This is a genomic window from Microbacterium sp. PRC9 (genome assembly GCF_031844125.1).
GTDB lineage: Bacteria > Actinomycetota > Actinomycetes > Actinomycetales > Microbacteriaceae > Microbacterium.
In genome coordinates this window covers 319,246-335,645 of sequence record NZ_JAUZUR010000002.1, presented here as the reverse complement: position 1 = coordinate 335,645, position 16,400 = coordinate 319,246, and the positions used below count along the sequence as shown (strand labels likewise).

At 70.7% G+C, this 16,400-nt stretch carries 14 protein-coding genes; 9 read left to right on the top strand and 5 right to left on the bottom strand.

The genetic code is table 11. From position 1 onward, the window contains the following. Positions 1 to 80: 80 nt before the first annotated feature. The gene (locus Q9R33_RS05165) at positions 81 to 371 is read right to left on the bottom strand and encodes a hypothetical protein (RefSeq protein ID WP_310292522.1); all 291 of its coding nucleotides are present in this window, start codon (positions 369 to 371) and stop codon (positions 81 to 83) included. A 151-nt stretch (positions 372 to 522) separates the two neighbouring features. Here Q9R33_RS05165 and Q9R33_RS05160 point away from each other — a divergent pair, with 151 nt between their 5' ends. The 4 genes from Q9R33_RS05160 (at position 523) to Q9R33_RS05145 (ending at position 4,937) form a co-directional block, all read left to right on the top strand. After that, positions 523 to 1,221 (top strand): response regulator transcription factor, encoded by a 699-nt coding sequence (locus tag Q9R33_RS05160; RefSeq protein WP_045298087.1) that lies wholly within the window; start codon positions 523 to 525, stop codon positions 1,219 to 1,221. A gap of 76 nt (positions 1,222 to 1,297) precedes the next feature. Next, a complete protein-coding gene (locus tag Q9R33_RS05155) occupies positions 1,298 to 3,460 on the top strand; it encodes an RNA degradosome polyphosphate kinase (RefSeq protein ID WP_056369478.1) in 2,163 nt (720 codons plus the stop codon). Next, a complete protein-coding gene (locus Q9R33_RS05150) occupies positions 3,457 to 4,395 on the top strand; it encodes an NUDIX domain-containing protein (RefSeq protein ID WP_056369476.1) in 939 nt (312 codons plus the stop codon). The genes Q9R33_RS05155 and Q9R33_RS05150 overlap by 4 nt, the downstream gene beginning before the upstream one ends. Continuing rightward, positions 4,395 to 4,937 carry a hypothetical protein gene (locus Q9R33_RS05145; protein ID WP_056369475.1) on the top strand — a complete coding sequence of 181 codons (543 nt, stop codon included), beginning with the start codon at positions 4,395 to 4,397 and terminating at the stop codon, positions 4,935 to 4,937. Before Q9R33_RS05150 ends, Q9R33_RS05145 begins: the two co-directional genes overlap by 1 nt. Here the strand turns inward: Q9R33_RS05145 and Q9R33_RS05140 are convergent. Genes Q9R33_RS05140 through Q9R33_RS05130 form a run of 3 tightly spaced genes read right to left on the bottom strand, consistent with a single transcriptional unit; the run spans position 4,912 to position 10,977 of the window. Next, complete coding sequence (locus tag Q9R33_RS05140; RefSeq protein ID WP_311293065.1) at positions 4,912 to 6,246, bottom strand: M1 family metallopeptidase; 1,335 nt, start codon at positions 6,244 to 6,246, stop codon at positions 4,912 to 4,914. The two genes, Q9R33_RS05145 and Q9R33_RS05140, sit on opposite strands and share 26 nt — an antisense overlap. Continuing rightward, entirely contained in the window at positions 6,243 to 10,187 is a 3,945-nt protein-coding gene (locus tag Q9R33_RS05135) for a Pls/PosA family non-ribosomal peptide synthetase (RefSeq protein ID WP_311293064.1), read from the bottom strand. Before Q9R33_RS05135 ends, Q9R33_RS05140 begins: the two co-directional genes overlap by 4 nt. A 1-nt stretch (position 10,188) precedes the next feature. Further along, positions 10,189 to 10,977: a hypothetical protein gene (locus tag Q9R33_RS05130; RefSeq protein ID WP_311293063.1), complete on the bottom strand. Its 789-nt coding sequence runs from the start codon at positions 10,975 to 10,977 to the stop codon at positions 10,189 to 10,191. Between the two features lie 239 nt (positions 10,978 to 11,216). Between Q9R33_RS05130 and pstS the strand changes: the two genes are divergently transcribed. From pstS to pstB, 4 genes are all read left to right on the top strand, one after another. Beyond that, positions 11,217 to 12,329: a phosphate ABC transporter substrate-binding protein PstS gene (gene pstS, locus Q9R33_RS05125; RefSeq protein ID WP_056369469.1), complete on the top strand. Its 1,113-nt coding sequence runs from the start codon at positions 11,217 to 11,219 to the stop codon at positions 12,327 to 12,329. 74 nt (positions 12,330 to 12,403) lie between these two features. Continuing rightward, the gene (gene pstC / locus Q9R33_RS05120; RefSeq protein WP_056369466.1) at positions 12,404 to 13,348 is read left to right on the top strand and encodes a phosphate ABC transporter permease subunit PstC; all 945 of its coding nucleotides are present in this window, start codon (positions 12,404 to 12,406) and stop codon (positions 13,346 to 13,348) included. A gap of 1 nt (position 13,349) precedes the next feature. Beyond that, positions 13,350 to 14,459, top strand: coding sequence for a phosphate ABC transporter permease PstA (pstA, locus tag Q9R33_RS05115; RefSeq protein ID WP_082497030.1), 1,110 nt, complete (start codon positions 13,350 to 13,352; stop codon positions 14,457 to 14,459). Between the two features lie 32 nt (positions 14,460 to 14,491). After that, positions 14,492 to 15,271 (top strand): phosphate ABC transporter ATP-binding protein PstB, encoded by a 780-nt coding sequence (pstB, locus tag Q9R33_RS05110; RefSeq protein ID WP_045298071.1) that lies wholly within the window; start codon positions 14,492 to 14,494, stop codon positions 15,269 to 15,271. A gap of 54 nt (positions 15,272 to 15,325) precedes the next feature. On the opposite strand, the gene Q9R33_RS05105 is transcribed toward pstB, so the two are convergent. Further along, a complete protein-coding gene (locus tag Q9R33_RS05105) occupies positions 15,326 to 15,874 on the bottom strand; it encodes a TetR family transcriptional regulator (protein WP_311293062.1) in 549 nt (182 codons plus the stop codon). A gap of 69 nt (positions 15,875 to 15,943) precedes the next feature. Here Q9R33_RS05105 and Q9R33_RS05100 point away from each other — a divergent pair, with 69 nt between their 5' ends. After that, entirely contained in the window at positions 15,944 to 16,396 is a 453-nt protein-coding gene (locus Q9R33_RS05100) for a hypothetical protein (RefSeq protein WP_056369462.1), read from the top strand. Positions 16,397 to 16,400: the final 4 nt, after the last annotated feature.

Below are 16,400 nucleotides of genomic sequence, written 5' to 3'. Positions count from 1 at the left end.
CGAAGACGATCGCCAGAGACGCCAGACCGAGCAGGCCCACGAAGAACAGTTCGAGCGCGACGGTATCCATACGAGGGAGTCTAGCCGGGAACGAGAGCGGCAAGTCCGAACCCCAGGCTGATGACGCCCATCACGAGGGCGGCGCCGAGGACGCTCGCCGCGACGCGCTCGGTGAACCCCTGGGACCGGCCCGACCAGAGCTGGATCGCGAACCCCGCGATGAGGCATCCGCCCAATCCGACGCCCAGCCACGCCGCACGCCAGTCCGGCGTGGCGAAGATGCCGACGACGATCGCGATCACGGCCGCGAGCACCCACACGGCGACGATGCCGCCGAATGTGCGACGAGGGGCGAGTTCAGGCACGGCCACGCGTCCCATCATCGCGCAACAATCCACGCGGCGCACGCGCTGCGGCTCGGGTGATGGGCGTGTCCGCGAAGGACATGCGGGCCGAACGCTCCTCCCCCACGCCCTACACTGGGGTTCGCGGCGCACCCCCCTGCGCCGGGAAGGCGATCCATTGGCACAGCTCCTGGTTCTCAGTTCCACACACGGAGGCGGCCCCGTCCTGCCCTCGCTCGAACTGCTGAGCCACCGCGTGCGCCTGATCCCCGCTGAGCCCGCCCAGCTCGTCAACGCGCCCAGCGCCGACATCATCTTCGTCGACGCCCGCGTCGACCTCGTCGGCGCCAAGTCGCTGTGCAAGATCCTCAACACGACGGGCCTGGACGCCCCTCTCCTGCTGATCGTGACCGAAGGCGGCCTGACCGCCGTCTCCCCCGACTGGGGCGTCGACGACGTCATCCTCTTCACCGCAGGTCCCGCCGAGGTGGACGCCCGCATCCGCCTCGCCGTCGGCCGTCAGTCGGCCGAGCAGGTCTCGACGCGCATCCAGACCTCGGGGATCACGATCGACGAGTCGTCGTACTCGGCCAAGGTGCACGGTCGTCCGCTCGACCTCACGTACAAGGAGTTCCAGCTCCTCCACTTCTTCGCGACGCACCCCTCGCGCGTCTTCACCCGCGAGCAGCTGCTGAGCGAGGTGTGGGGCTACGACTACTTCGGCGGCACCCGCACGGTCGACGTGCACGTGCGACGTCTGCGCGCCAAGCTCGGCGACATGGAGCAGCTGATCGGCACCGTGCGCAACGTGGGCTACCGGTTCAACGTCTACGAGGACGAGCCCGAACCCGCCCCCCGCGAGCGCACAGACGCCTGACCGGGCGGCGCGAACCTGTCCACGGGCCCGGGACTTCGTTCACACTCTCGTCACGTCACCCTGCAATGATGAAGGGATGATCGAACCCGAGGTGCTCGACGCCGGCCTGGGCGATGCGGACGACGACGACTTCGACCTTTCCGAGGTCTTCGACTCGCAGCTTCCCGACCACCGCTACCTGGATCGCGAGCTGAGCTGGCTCGCGTTCAACCAGCGCGTGCTGGAGCTCGCGGAGGATCCCCACCTGCCGACGCTGGAGCGGGCGAACTTCCTGGCGATCTTCGCCAGCAACCTCGACGAGTTCTTCATGGTGCGCGTGGCCGGCCTCAAGCGGCGCATCGTCACGGGCCTCGCCCTCCCCACGAACGTGGGGCGTTCCCCCGCGGACGTGCTCGCCGACATCTCGGCCGAGGCGCACCGGCTGCAGCTGCGCCACGCCGAGGCATGGACGTCCCTCGTGAAGCCCGCGATGGCGGATGCCGGGCTCGAGGTCGTCTCGTACGAGTCGCTCGACCGGTCCGAGCGCGAGGCCCTCTACGACTACTTCCAGGCGCAGGTGTTCCCGGTCCTCATGCCGCTCGCGGTCGACCCGGCCCACCCGTTCCCGTACATCTCGGGGTTGTCGCTCAACCTCGCGATCCGGATCCGCAGCGCCCGCACCGGGCGTCAGGAGTTCGCGCGCCTCAAGGTGCCGCCGATGCTCCCGCGCTTCGTGGAGCTGCCGCCCGTCGAAGGCGCCGTGCGCTACCTGCCGCTCGAGGACCTCATCTCGAGCCACCTCGACGACCTCTTCCCCGGGATGGAGGTGCTCGACCACCACGCCTTCCGCCTCACGCGCAACGAGGACGTCGTGATCGAGGAGGACGAGACCGAGAACCTCATCCAGGCGCTCGAGGCCGAGCTGCTGCGCCGCCGCTTCGGCCCGCCGATCCGCCTCGAGATCACCGACGACATGGACGACGTGACGCTCGACCTCCTCCTCAAGGAGCTCGACATCACCGAGCAGGAGGTCTACCGCCTCCCCGGTCCGCTGGATCTGCGCGGCCTGTTCGACCTGCGCATAGACCGTCCCGACCTGCGCTTCAAGCCCCATCTGCCGACGACCGCGCTGGCGTTCCAGCCGGGCGACAACAACGAGCGACCCGACATCTTCGCCTCGATCCGCAAGGGCGACGTGCTCGTGCACCACCCCTACGAGTCGTTCGCGACGAGCGTGCAGGCGTTCCTCGAGCAGGCGGCGAAGGACCCGCACGTGCTCGCGATCAAGCAGACCCTGTACCGGACGTCGGGCGACAGCCCCATCGTCGAGGCGCTGATCGACGCCGCCGAGGCCGGCAAGCAGGTGCTCGCACTCGTCGAGATCAAGGCCCGCTTCGACGAGGCGAACAACATCGTGTGGGCGCGCAAGCTCGAGAAGGCCGGTGTCCACGTCGTCTACGGGCTGGTCGGCCTCAAGACCCACTGCAAGCTCGCTCTCGTCATCCGCGAGGAGAACGGGGTGCTGCGCAGCTACAGCCACGTCGGCACGGGCAACTACAACCCCAAGACGAGCCGCATCTACGAGGACTTCGGCCTCTTCACCGCCGACGACCAGGTCGGTCGCGATCTCACACGTCTGTTCAACGAGCTGAGCGGCTACGCGATCGAGAAGAAGTTCAAACGCCTGCTCGTCGCACCGCTGCACCTGCGCAAGGGCCTCCTGCGGCTCATCGACAAGGAGCGGCGCAACGCGCTGGCCGGCAAGCCCGCCGGCATCCGCATCAAGGTCAACTCGATGGTCGACGAGCAGATCATCGACTCCCTCTACCGGGCGAGCCAGGCCGGCGTGAAGGTGGAGGTGTGCGTCCGCGGCATCTGCTCGCTGAAGCCGGGCGTCGCAGGGATGAGCGAGAACATCACGGTGCGCTCGATCCTCGGCCGCTACCTGGAGCACTCGCGCATCTTCGTCTTCCACAACGACGGCGACCCCATCGTGTACATCGGCAGCGCCGACATGATGCACCGCAACCTCGACCGCCGAGTCGAGGCGCTCGTCCGCGTGTCGGCGCCGGCGCACGTCAAGGAGATCAACGACCTCTTCACGCTCTCGATGAGCGATACGACGAGCTCGTGGCACCTCGGTCCCGACGGCGAGTGGGTGCGGCACAACCAGAGCGAGGAGGGAAAGCCGCTCCTCGATCTCCAGGACCGGACCATGACCAACGTGCAGCGCCGCCGGCGTGCACGCGCGGTGCGATGACCGAGACGGCCGTCTACGCGGCCGGGGGCGTCGTCTGGCGTGTCGTCGACGACAAGCTCCGGGTGCTCCTGATCCACCGCACGAAGTACCGCGACGTCACGCTGCCCAAGGGCAAGGTCGACCCCGGCGAGATGCTCGCCGAGACCGCGGTGCGCGAGATCCACGAAGAGACCGGCATCCGTGTCGCCCTCGGCGTGCCCGTCGGTGTGTCGCGCTACCGGCTGCCGAGCAAGCGCACCAAGATCGTCCATTACTGGGCGGCCGAGGCGACGGATGCCGCCATCCGCGCGTCCGCCTTCGTCCCGAACAAAGAGATCGCGGCGATCGAATGGGTCTCGCCGAAGAAGGCGCTGAAGCGGCTCAGCTACCCCGTCGACGCCGAGATCATGGAGCATTTCCTGCGGCTCGTCGACGAGCGCGTGCTGCGCACGTTCCCGATCGTCGCCCTCCGGCACGCCAAGGCGCTCGGGCGCGAGGAATGGGACGGGAAGGATGCCGCGCGGCCGCTCGCTGCCCGCGGCCGCAAGCAGGCGGCCTCGATCGTAGGTCCCCTGGTCGCGTTCGGCGTTCGCAGGATCGTGTCGAGCCCCGCTGCCCGATGCGTCAAGACCGTCGCACCGCTCTCGGCGGCCATCGGGCGTGAGATCGACACCACCAAGCTGATCAGCCAGGACGCCTGGGAGGACGGCAAGTCCGACGCCCGCACGGTGATCGGCGAGCGCGTGCGCTCGCGCAAGCCCGCCGTGCTGTGCAGTCACGGGCCGGTGCTCCCCGACATCCTCAGCGAGCTCGCCCTCGCGACCGGCACCCTCCGGGGGTCGTACCTCGGCAGCGCCTCGGCCCTCGAGCCCGCCGCGTTCTCCGTCGTGCACCTGTCGGTCGAGAACCCGGGCTCCGGCATCGTGACGATCGAGACACACGAGCCGAAGGTGTGATGGCGCCCGCGAGGTCGATCGTCGACATCGCGTGGGTCGAGGTGCCGCCCGGTGAGCCACGGCGCGAGCACGCGTGGCGACTGTTGCGGGCGATGCTGCCCGCCGGCGCCGAACTGAGCAATCCGTGCCCCCGCTGCGGCGGACCGCACGGCCCGGTGGCCGTCTCGCACGCCCCGTTCCTGGCAGGGGTCACGTACGCGGGCGGGTATGCGATCGCGGCCGTGGCTGCGGCACGAGATGCTGCGGCCCTCGGCATCGACGCCGAGCCTGAGCACGACGCGCGCCGCGACGCGGCCGGCATGTCCGGCGTGCTCGGCGACGGCGAGGCGAGCGCGCGGGAGTGGATCCGCGTCGAGGCCGCGCTGAAGGCCGACGGCCGGGGACTCCGCGTGGAGCCCTCGACGGTTGTCGTGGCCCAGGCCGCGGACGGCTGGACGGCGACCGTCCCCGACGGAGCGGCCTACACGGGATGGGACACGGCCGGGCCGCCGGGCATCCTCGTGAGCGTCGCGATCCTCAGTCCCGGGAGCCCGGGAGTCTGAGCCACCGTCGCACCGCGGGTGCCGGCGGGCGGGGCGGCAGCGGCGGGAGGGGCGCGGAGTCGAGCCATGCGGCGAGGAGCTCGGCCGCCGCCGGGCCCGCGATGCGGGCGACGCAGTCGCGGAACGCCTCGGTGGTGGCGAGCGCGTGCCGGTGCTCGCGCACCCATGTGTGCAGCAGGTCGGCGAACACCTCCGCCCCGACCGTGCGGCGCAGCGCCTCCAGCGTGAGCGCGCCGCGCTTGTAGACGCGGTCGTCGAACATGAGCGCGGGGCCGGGGTCCGAGATGACGAGGTCCTGCGGCAGCGCCCGGAGACGCGCGTGGTGCCGGTCGGCGAGCGTCGCGATGTCGTCGCCACCGGAGGCCTCCGACCACAGCCACTCGGCGTAGCACGCGAATCCCTCGTTGAGCCAGATGTCGCGCCACCGCTCGACGCCCACGCTGTTGCCGAACCACTGGTGGGCGATCTCGTGGGGCACCAGGCGTGCGGCCTCGGGTTCGAAGTGGTTCGCGCCGAACACGACGAGTCCCTGCGCCTCGAGCGGGATCTCGAGGGGGTCTGCGGTGACGACGACCGTGCAGCCTTCCTGCGGGTACGGCCCGAACGCCTCCTCGAAGCAGTCGAGGATGCGCGGCACGTCGGAGAACCATCGCCGGGCGGCGGTGACGAGCGGCGCCGGCGCCATCAGCCGCACGGGTCCGATCGCGCTCTCGCGGTACGGGCCGATGTGGACGGCCGCAAGGTAGGTCGCCGTCGGCACCTCCGACACGAACTCCCAGCGGGTGAGCCCGCCGATGCGGGCAGGCGGCTGCGGGACCCCGGTCGCCGCGACCGTGTACTCCGGATCGGTCGCGATCGCCATGCGGAACTTCGCACGGTCGTCGGGGCGGTCGTTGCAGGGGAACCAGGTCGGCGCGCCGACCGGCTGCGACGCGACCAGCACGCCGTCCTCCAGCTCCTCCCACCCGATCGTGCCCCACCGCGAGCGCCGGGGCCGCGGCGCACCGGCGTAGCGCACCTCGATGGAGAACTCCTCGCCCACCTCCAGCGCTTGGGGCGGCGTGATGCGCAGGCCCGCAGCATCCTGAGTGAACTTCGTCCGTGCGTCGCCGTCCACCCGCACCCGCGACGCACGCAGGCCGATCAGATCGAGCCGCACCGAGCGGGTCCGCTGGGTCGCGACCGCGTTGATGAGCGCGGTGCCCTCGAGGCGGTTCGTGTGGACGCGATAACGCAGGTCGAGGTCGTACGAGACGACGTCGAACGACGCGTCGCCGCTCTGCGGCGTGTACGGATCGGGGCCGGTCACGACGTCGACTGGTACGCGCGCACCTTGACCGCGCGCCACGGTCCGATCGGGTTGCCGCTCCAGCGGGAGCCGACGGGCACGCTCTCGCCGCGCATCACGAGCGACGCGGGGCCGACGGTCGCGTGGGCCCCGATCGAGGCGGCCGGAAGGATCACACTGTGCGGTCCGAGCGTCGCACCGGGTTCGAGTTCGACGGTGTCCATGCTCATGATTCGATCATGGAACAGGTGCGTCTGCACGACGCACCCGCGGTTCACCGTGGATGCCTCCCCCAGCGTCACGAGGTCGGGCTCGGGCAGCCAGTAGCTCTCGCACCACACGCCGCGCCCGATGCGGGCGCCGAGGCTGCGCAGCCACACGGCGAGCGCGGGCGTGCCGGCGGCGGCGCGCGCGAACCACGGCGCGGCGAGCATCTCGGTGAAGGTGTCCGACACCTCGGTGCGCCACACGAAGCTCGACCACAGCGGCTGCTCCCCCGCATGGATCGGGCCGACGAACAGCCACTTCGCCGCTGTCGAGATGCCTGCGGCGACCGCGCCCGCGCCGAGGAGCACGAAGCCCGACAGCAGGAGCGTGATCCAGGGGCCGACGGTGTCGACGAGCGCGGCGAGCGCGAACAGCACGAGCAGGCCGAGGCCGCACGTGACGACGACGGGGATGAACCGGCAGATCTCCCACAGCGACCTCGCGACCCGCAGCGAGGCCGGAGGGTTGTAGGTGCGGCTCGCGTCGCTCTCGTTCGGCTGGCGGCGCAGGCGCGTCGCGGGCGAGCCGAGCCACGACGAGCCGGCCTTCGCCTTCACGGGCGCCGCCGACAGCACGGCGACGAGGCCGTCCTTCGGCACCGTGTGGCCGGGCGAGGCCATGCCGGAGTTGCCGAGGAACGCACGCTTGCCGATGCGCACCTCACCGAGCCGCAGCCATCCGCCGCGCATCTCGTAGGACGCGACCATCGTGTCGTCGGCGAGGAACGCACCGTCTTCGATGCGGGTCATCGCCGGGATGAGGAGGACGGTGGATGCCTCGACGTCGTGTCCGACCCGCGCCCCGAGCAGGCGCAGCCAGACCGGGGTGAACAGGCTCGAGTAGAGCGGGAAGAGGACCGTCCGCGCGGAGTCGAGCAGGCGCTCGGTGGTCCAGGCCTGCCACCCGACGCGGCTGCGCACGGCGTGCGTGCCCTCATGGAGCCCGATCGAGGCGAGGCGGACGCCCAGCACGACAGCGCCGGCATAGACGACCCCTGTCACGAGCACCGCGGGCACGAGCCACACGAGCGCCGCGCCGAGGGCGCTGCCGAGGTCGGGAGCGCCGCGCATGCCCAACGCGAGGACCACGGCCCCGACGGCGAAGCTCACGAGGGGGAGGAGCCCCAAGGCCACGGCCGACACCGCGTACGCCCACAGCCACCGGCGCGCGGCCCGAGGACGCTCGGTGGGCCAGCCCTCGCTCGTGCCGCCGACGCGCACGGCCGGCGAGCCGGCCCAGGATTGGTTCGCGCGCACGCGGCCGAAGACGGCGGATCCCGGCGCGATCTCGGCGCGCTGGCCGATCCGCGTGCCGGGCGCGAGGGTGCTGCGCGTGCCCACGGTCGCGTCGGCGCCGATGCGCACCTCGCCGATGCGCACGAGGTCGCCGTCGATCCAGTAGCCGCTGAGGTCGACCTCCGGCTCGATCGAGGCGCGATCGCCGACCTTCAGCATCCCGGTGATCGGCGGCAGCGTGTGCATGTCGACGTCCGTGCCGATGCGGGCGCCGAGGGCGCGCGCGTAGTACGAGACCCAGGGCGCGCCGGCCAGCCCCACGGCGTCGACCTGATCCGAGATCTGCTCGGCGAGCCACAGTCTCAGGTGCACCGAGCCGCCGCGCGGATAGTCCCCGGGACGCAGTCCCGCCAGGAGAAGGCGAGCGGATGCTGCGGCGATCGCCATGCGGCCGAACGGCGTGGCGAAGAGCACGAGGCCGATGATGAGCAGCCACCACGGCGCCGCGGGCAGCGCCTCGAATCCGGGGAACAGCTGGAGGATCGCCCCGGCCGTCAGCAGGTAGAGGAGCCAGCGGACACCCGAGAGGATGAACAGCGGCGCGCCCAGGAGCGACTGCACCCACTGCGTGGCACGGGGCGTGGGCTCCGGCATCCGGAAATCCCCCGCCTCTTCTCGCAAGAGGAACGGCTGCAGCGCCTTGGCCATCGCCCCGAGGCGCGGCACGTCGTAGATGTCGGCGACGGAGAAGTCGGGGACACGCCCACGGATCCGGGAGACCAGCTGCGCCGCGGCGAGCGAACCGCCGCCGAGGTCGAAGAAGTCGGCTTTGCGATCCGGGACCGCAAGGCCGAGCACCGCCTGCCACTGGTCGGCCAGCCATGCCTCGTCGGGGCTCAGGTCGGCGCGGGGGATGTCGAGGTCGGGCAGCGGCCACGGCAGGGCGGCACGGTCGACCTTGCCGGAGGTGCGCACCGGCAGGTCGGGCACGATGGCGAGCAGCGGCATGACGCCGGCGGCGAGGCGCTCGGCGAGGTGGCCGCGCGCAGCGGCGCGGTCGAGCTCACCGTCGACGACGAGGTATCCCACGAGCACCGGGACGCCCGCATCGCTCGTGCGCACGGCGGCGCTCGCGGCCGTCACCCCCGCAAGCTCCTGCAGCGCGTTCTCGACCTCGCCGAGCTCGATGCGCCGGCCGCCGACCTTGACCTGGTCGTCGGCACGACCCTGGAAGAGGAGGCCCTCCGGCTCGTAGCGCACGAGGTCGCCCGAGCGGTACGCCCGCTCCCACCCGAGCGTCGGCATGGGTGCGTACTTCTCGAGGTCCTTGACCGGGTCGAGGTACCGGGCGAGCCCCACTCCGCCGATGATGAGCTCGCCCACGCCACCCGGCTCGACCTGACGGTCGTCACCGTCGACGACGGCCAGCGCCCAGCCGTCGAGCGGGAGACCGATGCGCACCGGGCCTTCTCCGTCGAGGAGCGCCGCGCACGCGACCACGGTGGCCTCGGTCGGGCCGTACGTATTCCAGACTTCGCGGCCGTCGGCGACGAGCCGCGCGACGAGCTCCGGCGGGCAGGCCTCGCCGCCGAAGATGAGCAGGCGCACGTTCTCGATCGCGTCGGCCGGCCACATCGCGGCGAGCGTCGGCACGGTCGAGACCACCGTGATCGCCTGCCTGATGAGCCAGGGCGCCAGGTCCTCGCCCGAGCGCACCAGCGAGCGCGGCGCGGGCACGAGGCACGCGCCGTGGCGCCACGCGAGCCACATCTCCTCGCACGAGGCGTCGAAGGCGACGGAGAGCCCAGCCAGGACGCGGTCGCCCGGGCCGAGCGGTGCGTCCTGGAGGAAGAGACGCGCCTCGGCGTCGACGAACGCGGCGGCGGAGCGGTGGGAGACCGCGACCCCCTTCGGCACCCCCGTCGACCCCGAGGTGAAGATGATCCAGGCGTCGTCGTCGATCGTCGGCGGCGGCACCGTGACGATCGCGTGCGTGCTCGGATGCGGCGCGGCGCCCCCGAACAGGGCGGCGGGCTCCTCGCCGGCCGCGCCGGCAGGCACGTAGGCGCCGCCCTCGCCGATCACGCCGTGGACGTGCGCCTCCCCGAACACGAGCCGGGCCCGCTCGTCGGAGTCGTCGGCATCCACCGGGACGTAGGCCGCTCCGGCGGCGATCACGCCGAGGATCGAGATGTACAGCTCCTTGGAGCCGGAGGGCATCCGCACCCCGACCCGGTCGCCTCGGCGGACGCCCGCCTCATGCAGCAGCGCGGCGGTGCGAGCCACCCGCGCCATGAGCTCGCGATAACTGAGCGCTCCCGAGCCGTCGTCGAGAGCGGAGGCCTCCGGCGTGCGCTGCACGGTGGCGCGGAGGATGTCGAGCAGCGTGCGCGGCTCCGGTGCCGCGTCGATGCGATCCAGCGGTGCCGGCACGGCCGGGGGCGAATCGATCGAGCTCACGTCAGGACAGCAGGGTGATCAGCTCGGCCTTGGTGAGCCGCGAGTAGCCGGCGCGGCCCGCTGCACGGGCGCGCTCGCGCAGCTGCGCGACGGTGAGCGTGTCGAGCTCGGAGGAGTCGGATGCTGCGGCGGCAGCGGTCGGCGTGCTCGCGGGCTTCTGCGCACGCGGGGCGCGAGTGCGGGTCGTGGAGCGCTTCGCGGGTGCCTTCGGAGCGGCAGCGGGTGCCTTCGGGGCGGCAGCGGGTGCCTCGTCTGCGGGAGCAACCGCGACCACGGCCACTGCGGTCGTGGGCTCCGGCGCCGCGGTGGCGGCAGCATCCGTCTCCGCCTCACCGGAGGTGAGCTCCGCCTCGAGGACACGGTCGGCCTCGAGCGCCTCCTGCTCAGCCTTGGCGGCCACGCGCTCGGCCTTCGCGGCCGCCTTCTTCAGCGCCTTGGCCTGTGCGGCGCGCGACTTCGCCTCTTCGGCCGCCTTCGCCGCCTCGGCGGCGGCGCGCTCGGCCTCCGCCCGCAGGCGCGCCTTCTTCTCGGCCTTCACGACCGCGGCGCGGGTGGCCTTGCGGACGCGATCCTCGGCGCGGTGCGCCTTCTTCGCCACCTTGCGCGGGTTCTTGCGGATGGCCTTCTTCGACACGTCGACCTCGTCGACGGTCTCGGCCGCGACCTCGCGCAGCTGCCTCGCGCTCTTCGCCGGGAGGGTCTTGGCGACCCGGCGGGCCTTCTTCGCGGCGGACTCCGCATCGTCGATCGCGTCGAGGGCCTGGCGCTGTGCTCTGGTGGTCTTGCTCATGCGAGGAACCTTAGCGGGCGCCGGTGAACGGCCGGAGCTTCGCGTCGCGGAATTCCGCGGGGGCGCGCCTCTGCGTGTCAATGCCGATGCATGGATGTCGGCATCCCGTTCACCTTCCGTTCACCCGCACAGCGCAGTCTCTTAAGAGTCCGAGCCTACGTTTCAGAACGAACCCCGCACCGGGTTCGAACCCGAAGGCCGTTTCGGCCTGTTTCCCTGACACGTGAAGGATTCACACAGTGAAGATCTCTCGCATCGCCCAGGTGGGCGCTGTCGCCGCAGTCGCGGCTCTCGCTCTCGCCGGCTGCGCCTCGAACGAGACCCCCGGCGGCACCACCGACGAGACCACGGCCGCGTCGGACCTCTCCGGCGAGATCTCGGGCGGCGGCGCGTCGTCGCAGGAGGTCGCGGTCCAGGCCTGGACCGCCGGCTTCCAGACGGCGAACCCCGACGTCACCATCAACTACGACCCGTCCGGCTCCGGCGCGGGCCGCGAGTCGTTCCAGGCGGGCGCCTTCCCGTTCGCAGGCTCGGACCGCGCGTTCAAGGTCGAGGAGATCGAGGCCGGCCCGTTCGACTCTTGCGTCGACGGCTCGGGCATCATCGAGCTCCCGACCTACATCTCGCCGATCGCGATCATCTTCAACGTCGAGGGCGTGGACTCGCTCAACCTCGACGCCGCGACCGCTGCGGGCCTGTTCGCCGGCACGATCACCAACTGGAACGACCCGGCGATCGCCGCGCTCAACCCTGACGCGACGCTTCCCGACCTGGCCGTGACGCCGGTGCACCGCGCCGACGACTCGGGCACCACCGAGAACTTCACCGACTACCTCTTCCAGACCGCCGGCGACGTGTGGACCTCCGAGCCTGACGGCGTGTGGCCGCTCTCCAGCGGCGAGGCCGCGCAGGGCACCTCGGGAGTCGTCTCGGCCGTCGCCGGCGGCAACGGCACCATCGGCTACGCCGACGCGTCGCGCGCCGCCGAGGAGGGCCTGTCGACCGCGGCCATCCAGGTCGGCGACGAGTTCGTCGAGTACTCGCCCGAGGCCGCCGCGGCGATCGTCGACGCGTCGCCCCTCGAGGAGGGTCGTGGCGAGGGCGACCTCGCGATCGAGCTGCAGCGCACCTCGGAGGAGGCCGGCGTCTACCCGATCGTCCTGGTCAGCTACATGATCGCGTGCCAGGAGTACGCCGACGCGGCGGTCGCCCCGATCGTCAAGGGCTACCTCGAGTACGTCGCGAGCGCGGAGGGCCAGGACGCGGCTGCTGCCGCCGCCGGCAACGCGCCGATCTCGGACGCCCTGCGCGAGCAGGTCAACGCGGCGATCGAGCTGATCGTCGTCGAGTAAGCCCCCGATACCCGGCCCGGTCGAACGACCGGGCCGGGTATCACCCTGAGAGCACCCGAATCCAGAAGGACACCATGACCACGACGACCGCCCCCGCCGCGGGCAAGGTCAAGCAGCGGCCAGGCGACCGCTGGTTCTCGGGAACCGCGCTCGGCGCCGGTGTGATGATCCTCGTCACGCTCGCCGCCGTCGCGATCTTCCTCATCATCCAGTCGATCCCAGGTCTCACCGCGACCAGCGAGACCGCCAGCATCCTGACCGGCAACTTCTGGGAGTACGTCTGGCCGCTCGCGTTCGGCACCGTGTGGGCGTCGTTCCTGGCCCTGCTGATGGCCGTCCCCCTCGCGGTGGCGGTCGCCCTCTTCATCTCGCACTACGCACCGCGCCGCCTCGCGCAGGGCCTCGGCTACATCGTCGACCTGCTCGCGGCGGTCCCCTCCGTCGTGTTCGGCCTCTGGGGCATCCTGGTGCTCGCCCCCGCCGTCCAGCCGGTCTACGCCTGGCTCAACGCGAACATGGGGTGGTTCCCCCTCTTCAGCGGCACCGTCTCGAGCACGGGCCGCACCATCTTCACCGCCGCGATCGTCCTCGCGGTCATGGTGGTGCCGATCATCACGGCCATCTGCCGCGAGATCTTCCTGCAGACGCCGGTCCTCCACGAGGAGGCCGCCCTCGCCCTCGGTGCGACGCGCTGGGAGATGGTCCGCATGGCGGTGTTCCCCTTCGGCCGCAGCGGCATCGTGTCGGCCTCCATGCTCGGCCTCGGCCGTGCACTCGGAGAGACGATGGCGGTCGCCATGGTGCTCTCGGTGGCAAATGTCATCACCTTCCAGCTCTTCACCTCGGAGAACCCGGGCACGATCCCCGCCAACATCGCGCTGACGTTCCCCGAGGCGTACGGCCTCAACATCAACGTCCTCATCGCGACGGGCCTCATCCTCTTCATCGTCACCTTCGCCGTCAACGCCATCGCCCGATGGATCGTCAGCCGGCGCAAGGAATTCTCGGGAGCGAACTGACATGACCGTGACGACCGCTCCTCCTCAGCCTCCGAAGGCTGCTGCACCGGTGCGCGAGACGCCCCGCCTGACCAGCGGCCACCTGCCCGTCTGGGCGCCGTGGGCCATCCTCGTCGGCAGCCTCGTGGCGAGTGCCATGCTGTTCGCGATCATCGCGATGGGATCCGGCGAGGGCTTCAATCTGGCCGGCTGGGCCGTCGTGGCGGGCCTGCTGTACCTGGCGCTCATCACGATCATCTCGTCGCTGGTCGAGGGCCGCCGCAAGGGCGTCGACCGCCTCGTGACCGGCGTGGTCACGATCGCGTTCCTCATCGCGATGGTCCCCCTCGTTTCTGTGGCCATCACCGTCGTCGTCAACGGCGTCGCGGGCCTGTCGGCCGAGTTCTTCACGTCGTCCATGCGCAACGTGGTCGGCGAAGGCGGCGGTGCGCTGCACGCGATCGTCGGCACGGTGCTCATCACGCTCGCGGCGGCCGTGATCTCGATCCCGATCGGCATCTTCACCGCCATCTACCTCGTCGAGTACGGGCGTGGCGGGCGTCTGAGCCGCGGCATCACCTTCCTCGTCGACGTCATGACGGGTATCCCGTCGATCGTCGCCGGTCTGTTCGCCTACGCGGTCTTCGCGCTGATCTTCGGTCCCGGCGTCCGCATGGGCATCATGGGCTCCATCGCCCTGTCGGTGCTGATGATCCCGGTCGTCGTCCGCTCGACCGAGGAGATGCTGCGACTGGTCCCGAACGAGCTGCGCGAGGCGTCGTACGCGCTCGGCGTGCCGAAGTGGCGCACGATCTCGAAGGTCGTGCTGCCCACCTCGATCGCCGGCATCACGACGGGCGTCATGCTCTCGATCTCGCGCGTCATCGGCGAGACCGCGCCGCTGCTGCTGACGGCCGGCGTCGCGACCTCGATGAACTACAACCTCTTCGAGGGCCGCATGATGACGCTCCCCGTGTTCGCGTACTCGCAGTACATGAATCAGGGCATCCCGGCGCAGGCCTACATCGACCGCGCATGGGCCGCCGCGTTCATCCTCATCGTCCTCGTGATGCTCCTCAACCTCATCGCGCGCATCGTCGCGAAGGTCTTCTCGCCGAAGCTCGGCCGCTGAGCATTCTGACCCGAAAGAAATCGACAGGAACCATGTCCAAGAGCATCGAAGTCAACGACCTCAACGTCTACTACAGCGACTTCCTGGCCGTCGAGGGCGTCTCGCTCGACATCGAGCCGCGCAGCGTCACCGCTTTCATCGGGCCCTCGGGCTGCGGCAAGTCGACGTTCCTGCGCACCCTGAACCGCATGCACGAAGTGATCCCCGGCGCCCGCGTCGAGGGTGAGGTGCTGCTCGACGGCGACAACCTGTACGGCGCCAACGTCGACCCGGTGCTCGTGCGCCGTCAGGTCGGCATGGTGTTCCAGCGCCCCAACCCGTTCCCCACGATGTCCATCAAGGAGAACGTGCTCGCGGGCGTGAAGCTCAACAACAAGAAGATGTCGAAGTCCGACTCCGAGGCGCTCGTCGAGAAGTCGCTCCAGGGCGCCAACCTCTGGAACGAGGTCAAGGACCGTCTCGACAAGCCGGGCTCGGGCCTGTCGGGCGGCCAGCAGCAGCGTCTGTGCATCGCCCGCGCGATCGCGGTCTCGCCGGAGGTCATCCTCATGGACGAGCCGTGCTCGGCGCTCGACCCGATCTCGACCTACGCCATCGAAGAGCTGATCGGCGAGCTGAAGAACGACTACACGGTCGTCATCGTCACGCACAACATGCAGCAGGCCTCGCGCGTGAGCGACAAGACGGCGTTCTTCAACATCGCCGGCACCGGGAAGCCGGGCAAGCTCATCGAGTACGACGAGACCAAGACGATCTTCACCACGCCTTCGGTCCAGGCGACCGAGGACTACGTCTCGGGCCGCTTCGGATAAGCCCGTCCGACTCCACGAACGAAGCCCTTCGCCGCATGGCGAGGGGCTTCGTCGTCATGCGGGGGCGGTTGCCAGAGCGAAGAGCGTCTCGACCAGCGGACGCGGATCCGCCGCAGCATCCCACCCGCTCGACATGAGCTGCTGATAGCCGATCACCGCCGAGACGACGATGACCGCGCGCCGCCGGGCTTCGTGACCAGGAACGCCGGATGCCTCGAGCAGACCGGTCAGGTACGACACGCGCCGCTCGGTGACGGCTTCGACGATGCCGCGCACGTCCGCCGCGGCGGCGTCGGCGTAGAGCGTCCGCTCGCCCGAACGCTCGCCCGTGCGGTGCGCGATGATCTCGAGCAGCGCGGAGAGGCGTGATTGCGGATCGGAGATCGTCTCGACCTCGGCGATCAGCGCCTCGGTCTCGCGGTCGCGCCACGTCTCGAGCACCGCATCGACGAGCGCCTGCCGGTCGGCGAAGTGCCAGTAGAACGACCCTTTCGTCGTGCCGAGCTCCCGCGCCGTCGGCTCGACGGCGACCGCGCGGATCCCGTCGTCGCTGAAACGCCGGTACGCCGCGTCGACCCAGTCCGCCCGGGTGAACCTTGCCATGTCCGTACGGTACCGTATAGTTTTCTCCGCAGGGCCATACGTCGGCGTATGGTCGCGGAGGAGCTTCGCATGAGAGAACCCGCCTTCTGGTCGCTCGCCCTGGTCGACATCGCGGATCCCGACTACACCCAGGTGTGGGTCGACGTGCTGCCCGCCCACGCCTCAGCCGATCCGTCGGCGTGGGCGCGCAACCTGCTGTCGACGTCGGCCCTCCCCCGCTGGATCGCGCTCGCGCTGGCCGGTCTCGCCGCCCTGCGCCGCCGCCCCGCGCGCTGCGACCGCCTCCGCGTGAGCCGTGTCGAGGGCGACGAAGCGCTCGTCGCCGTGAACGCCCGTCGCCTCGACGTGCGCGTCGGGGTGGGTGTCGACGAGCAGAATTCGCTCGTGCGCGTGGTTGCCGCGATGCGCTTCAAAGGCGCCGGCGGACGCCTCGCGTCGCTGCCCGTGCGCGCCGCTCTCGCGCTGCTCGCGCGCGGCATGATCGCCCGCGCGCGGCGCGACATGTCGGGCGTGACGAGGTGAGCTC